Origin of the sequence: Allomuricauda sp. NFXS6, from assembly GCF_040148835.1 — a bacterium.
GTDB lineage: Bacteria > Bacteroidota > Bacteroidia > Flavobacteriales > Flavobacteriaceae > Flagellimonas.
On record NZ_JAGEMG010000010.1, the window covers coordinates 145750 to 155491 of the forward strand.

9 protein-coding genes are annotated in these 9742 nt (G+C 38.2%); 2 read left to right on the top strand and 7 right to left on the bottom strand.

All coding sequences use genetic code 11. From position 1 onward, the window contains the following. The first annotated feature begins 1 nt into the window (after position 1). Positions 2 to 943, top strand: a complete 942-nt coding sequence (locus tag J4E06_RS14985; protein ID WP_349524788.1) for a PorP/SprF family type IX secretion system membrane protein — start codon at positions 2 to 4, stop codon at positions 941 to 943. Positions 944 to 1044: 101 nt separating this feature from the next. Then, positions 1045 to 1626, top strand: coding sequence for a precorrin-2 dehydrogenase/sirohydrochlorin ferrochelatase family protein (locus J4E06_RS14990; protein WP_349524797.1), 582 nt, complete (start codon positions 1045 to 1047; stop codon positions 1624 to 1626). A gap of 3 nt (positions 1627 to 1629) precedes the next feature. Here J4E06_RS14990 and J4E06_RS14995 read toward each other — a convergent pair whose 3' ends face one another. From J4E06_RS14995 to J4E06_RS15025, 7 genes are all read right to left on the bottom strand, one after another. Continuing rightward, positions 1630 to 2382, bottom strand: coding sequence for a LytR/AlgR family response regulator transcription factor (locus J4E06_RS14995; protein WP_349524789.1), 753 nt, complete (start codon positions 2380 to 2382; stop codon positions 1630 to 1632). Between the two features lie 10 nt (positions 2383 to 2392). After that, positions 2393 to 4198 carry a histidine kinase gene (locus J4E06_RS15000; RefSeq protein WP_349524790.1) on the bottom strand — a complete coding sequence of 602 codons (1806 nt, stop codon included), beginning with the start codon at positions 4196 to 4198 and terminating at the stop codon, positions 2393 to 2395. A 953-nt stretch (positions 4199 to 5151) separates the two neighbouring features. Beyond that, on the bottom strand, positions 5152 to 5826 hold the full coding sequence (locus J4E06_RS15005; RefSeq protein ID WP_349524791.1) for a hypothetical protein: 675 nt from the start codon (positions 5824 to 5826) through the stop codon (positions 5152 to 5154). Between the two features lie 208 nt (positions 5827 to 6034). Continuing rightward, entirely contained in the window at positions 6035 to 6409 is a 375-nt protein-coding gene (locus tag J4E06_RS15010) for a hypothetical protein (protein WP_349524792.1), read from the bottom strand. Positions 6410 to 6621: 212 nt separating this feature from the next. Then, the gene (locus tag J4E06_RS15015) at positions 6622 to 7626 is read right to left on the bottom strand and encodes an alpha/beta hydrolase family protein (RefSeq protein ID WP_349524793.1); all 1005 of its coding nucleotides are present in this window, start codon (positions 7624 to 7626) and stop codon (positions 6622 to 6624) included. Positions 7627 to 7635: 9 nt separating this feature from the next. Beyond that, entirely contained in the window at positions 7636 to 8586 is a 951-nt protein-coding gene (locus J4E06_RS15020; protein WP_349524794.1) for a PorP/SprF family type IX secretion system membrane protein, read from the bottom strand. Between the two features lie 14 nt (positions 8587 to 8600). Further along, the coding region (locus J4E06_RS15025) for a T9SS type B sorting domain-containing protein (RefSeq protein ID WP_349524795.1) at positions 8601 to 9742 on the bottom strand (1142 nt) is incomplete at its 5' end.

Genomic DNA, 9742 nt, shown 5'->3' on the forward strand with positions numbered 1-9742 from the left:
GATGGGAGTTGTTTTTACCAAACATATAACAAAGGGATATAAGCAAGCTTGTCTATTGCTGTTTACCCTGTGCTCAATTTCCATATATGCACAGCAGAACCCACAGTTTACGCAGTATATGTACAACACCATGAGTGTAAATCCAGCTTATGCAGGTAACAATGGTCATTTAACAGCTTTGTTGCTTCATCGCTCGCAATGGGTGGGGATAAATGGAGCGCCAAACACCCAAGTATTGGCGGTGGACACCCCTCTGGAAAACAAACTTGGGGTAGGGGGAATCATCTCCCGTGATGCCTTGGGGCCTTCTTCTGAAATATCGGTGGACGGAAATGTTTCGTACACCATTCAATTGGATAGTGCCAATAGCAAGCTCTCTTTTGGGATGAAGCTGGGCGGACGCATTTTTGATGTGGATTTTTCCAAAGGACTGACAGAGGATGCGGACGTGGCCTTTCAAAATAATATCAAAAGTAAATTCTTTCCGACTATTGGTGCGGGACTGTATTATGATACGAAGAAGGGATATTTGGGCTTTGCCATACCCAACTTCTTTTCGCAAAAGCATTACGATGGTGAGGAGCAGGAAATCGCTGCAGAGCGTTTGCATTATTACTTTATCGGCGGGAAAGTGCTGGATTTGACTCCCGATGTAAAACTGAAGCCTGCATTTTTTGTAAAATGGGTGCCGGGCGCTCCGATGATTGCCGATGTTTCGGTAAATGCACTACTGAAGGAAACTTTCACTTTTGGCTTGGCCTATCGTTGGGACGATTCTTTTTCCACTTTGTTGGGAATGCAGATCAACCCTAATTTTAGTGCGGGCTATGCCTACGATCTTACCACTTCCAATTTGGCAAGCTACACAGGAGGATCACACGAATTGTTTGTCCGCTACGAATTCAAATCCTCCAAAAAACAGAAAGAGGCACCTACCTTTTAAAAGCTCAATAGCCTATCTTCATGTAAAGAGCTATTCTGCTGCCAGAAATAGTCATTATCTTTAGCATTCCAATAAAAATTCGCTGATAAAATTGATTTGTGATGGAGAGAAATGAGTTGTATCCCGTTTTTTTGAAAGTAAACAACTTGAATGTACTTGTTGTTGGAGGAGGTAATGTAGGTTTGGAAAAATTGACCTTTTTGTTGAAATCCAGTCCCAATGCGCAAGTACAGATGGTAGCTCCGGAATTTTTGTCCGACACCTTGGCATTGGCCGAAAAGCACAATGTGGAAATCACCAAGGACGTATATGCCAAAAAGTATTTGGATGGCAAACATATGGTGGTCGCTTGCACGGACAAGCCCGAAGTAAACGAGCAAGTGTATCACGATTGCAGAAAGCTCAGCAAATTGGTGAACGTGGCGGATAACCCGCCGTTTTGCGATTTTTATATGGGCGGCATAGTAACCAAGGGCAATGTAAAGGTTGCCATTTCCACAAATGGACAATCCCCGACTACAGCCAAACGTCTACGTCAATTTTTTGAGGACGTACTCCCAGAAAACATAGATGACCTTGTAAAAAATCTTAACGAGTATCGTAAGACCATAAAAGGTGACTTTGAAGAAAAGGTAGAAGCCTTGAACGAGTTTACAAAAGGCTTGGTCAACAAAAAGGATTGAGTTTTACAATCTTTTCATAGCTTCAATCAAATCATCTTTTTTTCTAGGCGATATGTTCACTTCCAGGTCATTGCTCATGATAAGGTGGCCCCCATCCGATTTGATATACTTCTTTACCTTGTTCAAGTTGATAAGGTAACTATTGTGAACCCTCATAAATTGGTATTCGCCCAATAGGTTTTCGTATTCTTTTAAGTGCTTGCTCACTAAAAGTGTGTTGTTGTCTTCAAGAATAAAACTGGTGTAAGAACCATCTGCTTTGCATACAATAATGTCTTGTATGGCGATAAATTCCATACCAGCCGTGGTGGCCAAACATATTTTTTCCGGCCTCATGTTCCCTCTGGAAATGCTTTGCATCAATGTATCCAATTGTTCACGATAAACATTGGTATCCAAATGGGTTCTTGCCTTATCCACTGCTTTTTGAAGTTCGTCAAGATCAATAGGTTTTAATAAATAGTCCAGGGAACTGAATTTGATGGCCCTAATGGCATATTTTTCGAATGCCGTGGTAAAGATTATCTCAAAATTGGGGTCTTTGATTTGGTTGAGTATATCAAAACCCGTTCCCGTTTGCAGCTCAATGTCCAGAAAAACAATATCCGGACTATAAACAGAAAGGACCTTTATTGCTTCATCGACAGAACCTGCCATTGCAATTACCTCGACTTCTTTACAAAATTCTTCCAGCATGGATTTAAGGGTTTCCCTGCTGTGTTTTTCATCTTCGATTATTACTGCTTTTAAAATCATTAGGTTGTTTTTAGGGGTTATATAATCGTATTATTACTTTGGTTCCACTTGGTTGGCTGTTTGAATCGTATTTGTCTATAATTTCTATTGTATTCTTGTGCTGCTCAGAGTTATCCAGCATTTTTAGCCTTTTTTTGGTGATTTCCATCCCTCTCGATTTTTTCTTTTTTACCTCAGGTCGAATATATTGTCTTCCAATGCCGTTGTCTTCTATTTCAATGACATAGAATCTGCCATCTTTTAAAAAACGTAGTTCTAGGGTTTTTTCTCCTTCTTTTTTACCAACTAGCCCGTGAATTATTGCGTTTTCGGCAAATGGTTGAATTAGCATTAGTGGAATTTCAACACTATCTGTTTTTATATCATCAGCTATTTTGATGGAATATGAAAAAGCATTGTCAAAACGTAAAGATTCAAGTTCTAAATAGGAATTTAATAATTCTATTTCTTCTGTAAGGGTTACGGTGGCCTCATAAGAACTCTCCAATACATTACGTGCCAATTTGCTGAATTTATTAAGGTAGCTCAATGCAGTTTTTCTTTCATTGTTTATGATTAAATTTTGGATGGAGTTCAGCGAATTAAAAAAGAAGTGGGGATTAATTTGTGCGCGCTTGGCACTGATCTCCTTTAAGGACACTTCTTTTTGCAATGCCACTTTTCCTTCGTACTCAAGCTTAATTTTATAGGCAAGGCCCAATGAAAAGATGATAATTTCCAAAAAGGAGCCGGTCATCATATAGTATTTGTTGATGGTAACCCAATAAATCAAAGCACCTGTCATATAGATAAATGAACCCAAAACGATAAATAGTGCAAGCTTATCCTTGGCTTTAAACAATAGATATATCATCGAAAAAAGCCCAAAAAAAGTCATTAGCACCCGCTGTATGTTAAGAATATTTTCTTGCATTTGGTATAATCCTGAAAAATAGGAGCCGAAATGCAATATTGTTATTAAAATCAGTATCACGATGATAATGTTGATAATACCATCGAGGAGTGAATATTTTTTTTTGGTGTTCAAATAGTACTTTGCAAAAAGCACATAAAACAGATTGATGATCACTTGAGAGATTAAACCTATCCAAAATCCGATTTTGTTTTCAAAAAAGCCATGAAAAACAGGTATGTCCAATCCTGTGAGGTATATGGCGGAAAAAAGAATATATAGCGGATAATATAGGAATTCAACCGCTCGAACGTTGATAAAAACAACAATAAAGGTCAAGAATAGAATGGAACAGGCACCAAAATAGCTTAACGAAGGGGTTAATTTTTCAAGGTCGTCTTTTGTATAATAATCGGTATAAAATCGATTTGAAGTATTGGAGATATATTTAAAATATACAGGATTGGAATAGGAAAAATACATCTTGGCTCTTACGTATAGGTATCTGCCAGAAATTAAATCTTCTTTTTCGAACAAGACCCCATTAGAGTAGATTATAGATTGGGTCGACTCGTTTTTTTTAACCCAACCAAAGGGTTTCTGTTCAATCGATCCATCTTTGGAGCAATAGAGCACTGCCTCGTTAAAACTGTTTGTCCTTAGGCGCCATAGCTCTTGTTTTTGAAGGGTTTTGATTTCGTTTTTAAAATCAATCCGGAACCAGTAGGTATGTCCAGCTTGTAAGACAAGGTCCTTTGTTGGTTTGAAAGAATTAAGTTCTAAAACTTCATTAAACTTTAAACTCGACCCCTCGTCAATAAGATAGGTGGCAGGAAGCACTTTGGTGGCACGGTCCAACTCCGTTGTTTGGGCATATAAGGCAGTGGTAAAGGAGAGTAAAACACAAAGGAATGATAACTTCAATTTTGTACTTGGGCAGCAGTTCAGTGATTTTATTTTACAACAAGTAAATAGCGTAACAAAGGGATTGTTATGAGACTGTTTTGAAATGGTATTGCTTTTTGATAAGGTCATTCCAAGGGAAGAAATTTGGCGATCAATCAGTTTTGGCTAACAATTTTTGTGGTATTTACCGCATAATTTGTAAGAATAAAATTATTTTTATATGTTTGATTGTTAGTAAATTGGTTACTGGATTCATCAAATTTGATGTTTACAGTAAACAGTACAAACGATGTATTCATATTAAAAAGGGATTTACAATTACTTATTTATAAGTAGGTCTTATTAATACTTTACGGCTTTTTTTAACTCCTATCTATATTCTTGATATTCTTCAATGAGATATTCATAACGTAGGTTATGGATAAAACAGATTATTTAACCTATTAAGATACGCATATTTTTTTGGGGGAGGAATAAAGACAGACACAAAAAAAGACAGTTTATCGTTTTATTGAATAAACTGCTTGTTGTCACGCAGAACTTCTTTACTAAAAATAACTCACCACTTTCTTTTCTTGTTGAACTGTTGTGCAGCATAACCCCATACTTGCTCTCAGCTAAAGAAAATACTAATGGTGAGTTTGATGATTAGTGATTTAGTTGTGCTTAATAAATACTTTTTTTATTAATAGGCCGTACTGTCTTTATCGCCAGAACCAAAGACAAGACTGTGAAAGTCCATGTACGGCCCGTTTTTTGTCTTGCTACTATATTTGGATAAATCTACTTCGGTTTTATAAAAAAAATTGACCTGATCTGATGAATGCACGTTTTGAATTTATGTATGGCCCTTATGGGTTTATTTATAAAATTTCTTTGACTCTAAAAATGTAAAATGGGACTTCTGTTTTTTAAGAAAATCCCACTTTACTTCTACAGGAGAACACTAAAAAGTTTTTAATTCCTTTTTGTTAGATGGTTGCATATACCTCTTCCTCTTTTATTGGTTTTAGAGGTTTTGGGCATACGGTTGGTATTTTTTTTCGTTTTGGCATTTTTGCAATATAGTGGCCCTTAAAATCAATCGATGCGATGTTGCTTAAGTATCCCAGCACGTCCTCGTAATCATTTATATTGATTCCAGCTTTTGTCAAGTTTTTATCGATAACCGATTTACTTGGCGAAGCCTGTTGTTTACCATATATTCTTTTGTCCTTTGATTTAATGATGAGTACTTTGAGTTTGCTCAAATGCCAATTGGGAACATAAAAATGGGATACCCCATCTTTTAAGGATTTAAAGGTTACATATACCTTGCCGACATTTTTGTAAACATTGGCTTTATAACCCATTCTTGCGTTGTTCAAAGGGAGTTTAAGGCAGGTGTCTTCCGACTCCAAATAAAACAGCACGGGGTTTTCACGCAGTATTTGTTCCGTAATTTGCGGAACGTCCAAACTGAAGGACCAACCAGGTAATTGCTCCGTTATATCAAATGACAGAAGCTCTACCGTATTTGGTTCCTTTCTGGTCGAATTTTCTCGGTGACTTTTTAATACAGAAGCTGATTTGTTCAATAAGTATAATGGATACCCTATTATAACAGCGGCACAAATCAAGGTCCAAATGATGGTTAATAAATGCATAATCTTTTATTGATTTAAGAATTTGGGAACTTTAATCTCTTACCAAGTAACAAAGAATAGTTGGACTATGAACCTGCCAATATACGGATGGGGCTTTTCAATTGACGGATACAGAATCATCGATTAAACGTCTGTTTTGTCGGATGAAATGCATCAAAGATCTTTGTTAAGAATATTCATTAGCAACAAATGGTGCCAATCCATCTGGTCAAGAGGTTTCGCCGCTTTTTTTCAATTGCCCAACTACTCCCATAACATCATAATTTGCGATTTTTCGGGTACTATAATTCCGCTTTACATGATTGATGTAGGTATGTATTTCCAATGTGTAGTAGTTCTCTAGTTCAAAAACGGGATCCTTGGCAATATCAAGACTTCTATTGACTTGCATTTTTCCGTAGGCCCTGGCATGGTATACCACTTTACAACTATTATTGTCCATATCCATCCATTCAATGGTTACTTCAATAAAGTCATCCATTCGTTCTCTGAGCTTGTAACTGGCATGCTTGGGTATTTTTCCATATTCATATTCAGATTTCACAAGGTCTAAAATCCATTGTTCTAAAAATTTCCCTTTCATCGTAGATTAAGTTTTAGGTGTTCTGATTTGGGTCCATTGCTGGACTTTTGGTTCAAATTTTAATATCGAGGTCGATGGTTATGCTCCTTGGTGAGGTTGTTGAAATCTTGTAAAAAGATTCAAGATATTATCCGGTTTTATGGAAGCACATAAAAACGGGAGGTTGAAGATGTAGGTTTGAGGTTATTTTTTTAGCTACTGATTTATCAATTTTAATCTTCTATGTGGAGAATTTTTTTAAACCAATTTAGCGCATTCATTCTTGCCACGGTGCTTTGATTGTTGTCATCAAAGTCAAATCCATGTCCGACTCCTTCGTAAAGTTTTAGTTCCACGGGCATTCCTTTTTGCTGGAGGACATTGACCAAGCAAAGGGTATTTTCTGAAAGGTAGCCCTCGGCGGGTATTTGGTAGAGCATTGGGGCGTAAGGCACAAAAATATTGCCCTCCAGAGCATTGTTACCGCAAGGACTGGCTCCCCAATAATTATAACCACCGGAGCCTCCGTAGTAGAATACTCCTCCGGCAAAACCGTTTTCTGGTCTTGGGCTTGGTGGTTGAACCCCTGAAGAGGTATCATACTCTTTCCCATCAAAGCTTTGGCTCCATTCCCAATCGGCCGGGGTGTTATCGGTGTCATACAAAGTCGAGGCCACTGCGCTTGCACCATCCGAAAACCCCAGTAAGCCTACATCCTTCGCCCTCACCACATTGCTGCCGTCACTAAACTTTAGCTTTCTTAGTAGTTCAAGAGCTGCGTACGCATCTCTAGGCCTTATAAATTGCGAGCTTATCTTAAAATTGTCCGGAGCAGTAGCCCACTTTCCAGTTCTAGTCGAAACCCCTCTGCCCGAATAGCTGTCCACGAAAGCACCAACCATACAATTCGCGTCGAACAACTCTCGCCATTCACTATTTTGGCCCGACATTTTTCCTGAGGCTATATCGTGGTTTATCCACATACCATCCGAACCATGCATGACAACCACGGCAGGATAGTTTTCATTCTTGCATCCTTCGGGAATTGATAAGTAGATAGGAATTTGATGATTGTCTACCAAAGTATATACAATAGTGTCTTTAGTTGATTCTCGCAATACAACTTCTTGACTTTCCAATGCAGAAAGAAATTCATCATCTTGGCCACAAGACCAAAAAAGACATATAGCAACCAGCAGTAAGTTAATTTTTGAAAAAGATTTGGCTAATGTTTTCATAGTGTTTTTTTAATAAGTACATGTACAGTTAGAAATTCCTTGAAAAAGATCTATTCCCAAGGTTACCACATGGGTGCCTTTGGAATATCCCAATATTTCATTCATGATTACTTGATAGGAGTATCCAAAATAGAAGTCTCCTTTTTTAAGACCGATTACGGGTGCTATATAAAGTGGTGACCCCAATTGATCGTTTAAAAACCTATACGTGATACCGGCATAGTAATAATCCAAGAAATCGTACCATTTGAACTTGGTGTTCACGTCGGTTATGGACCTTCCGTCATTCTCAAAATACTGGAAGAAGACCGATGGCTCTATTTCAAAATCCGTTATTCTACTCTTTCTGAATTTGTACCCAGAATACAAATAGTAATTGCGCAGTGTGTTTGGTTCAAAAACTGGATTGAATTTTTCAAACTCCTTATTTAAGATATTGGAAGCATTTAAACTTAGATAAAACCCACCACGACGGTACAAAGCGCCAATATCAAAATTTGGATTACTTGAAGATCGATCGTTTATAATCGCTGGATCCGTGCTTGCTTCTTGGTCAAAGTTTTCAATATCAAACCTAATTTGATTAAGATTAAAAGAAAGGGCAAAGGAGAAATAATGATCATCATATTTATCAATGGTCAAATGGTGCGCAAATGAGACTTTTCCTCCCCGTTGTTTTGTTTCACCGTTGGAATCGTTATAGATGACCATACCAATGCCCGATCGATTTCCCAATCTCACATCTGCCGACAACGATTGGGTATCCGGCGCATCTTTAATGCCCACCCATTGGGTAACCCCGTTCATTCTCACTTTTACATAATTCCCTATCCCAGCAAAGGAAGGGGACATCAAAAATGGATTGTCGGACAGGTATTGTGATAATTGGGGTATGGTCAATTCCTGTCCTTTCACAAGGAATAGATTCATACATATTAAGAAAATTACAACTCGCTTCATTTATCAATTCAATTTTATCTATATAATGTAAAGTGTCCAACAAACTCACGTCCGGACCCATCATTAAGTCTCACGATATACCAGTAATCCCCAGAAGGCATTGGTTTGGAATCATATTCTCCATCCCATGCATCCACTGGTCCTAAAACCTGAATCTCTCTTCCATACCTATCAAAAATGTAGGTTTCAATATCTGGGAAAAGCACTGTGTTTCGTGGAGCCCAAAAATCATTTTCTCCATCAAAATTTGGAGTGAAAAAATCCGGGATTGTTATTTCCAGTAAGTTCATCGTGGTGCTCTGCATTACTTCACAACCATTACTATCAACCACACTAACGGTAAAGGTGCCACTTCTAGTAATGGTATACGTATTGGAATCAGTTCCACTATTGTTGTCAAAATAATAGGTGTAAGGAGCTGTTCCTCCAGTAACATTTGCAGTGATTTGATTCACATATTCACTGGTAAGCGATAATTCCAATTGTTCAAAGCTTTCAACTTCAAATGGAATCTCACCCATACAACCATTGTTGTGCATTATGAATAAACTATGATCACCAGGACTGATATCCCCAAAATCAGGGCTTAGAATGAAATCATTCGGATCAGTGGAATCCAAGGCATAGAGTACATTGTTGCTCACTGATGGGTCAGACAAGGTAACCGCAATAGTATTTGAAGGTAAGTCTGAATCACAGAAATACATTACATCAACCGAAGCACCAAGATTTGGCCCTCCAGGTAGAACATTAAAGCTGGTATTGGATTGGCAACCTGTATCATCAATTACACTGAGTTCATAATTGCCAGGAGACAAATCGTCTATGGAGAAAGAATCTGTATTGAAAACCATGGGTTCCATACTGTTAAGCTGAACCGTGACAGGGAAATCAGCATCTCCAATTTCTACGGAAACAGAACCGTTATCACTTTCCCAACACGTTTCATCCTGAACATTTGTAGTAATGCTGAATCCAGTGATAGTAATCTCAAAACTTTCCTCTACATCTGGACAACTTCCTTGTCCAGGGCTGAATACGTATAGCGTGGTCGAAGCGTTGACGAAGTCCCCTGCGGAGAGGGCGTTGCCTCCCCCGTTGGGCGCATCGAAATAATTGCCGTTGGTCAGTGGCGGGAGTTCATAGGGCCCGCAGT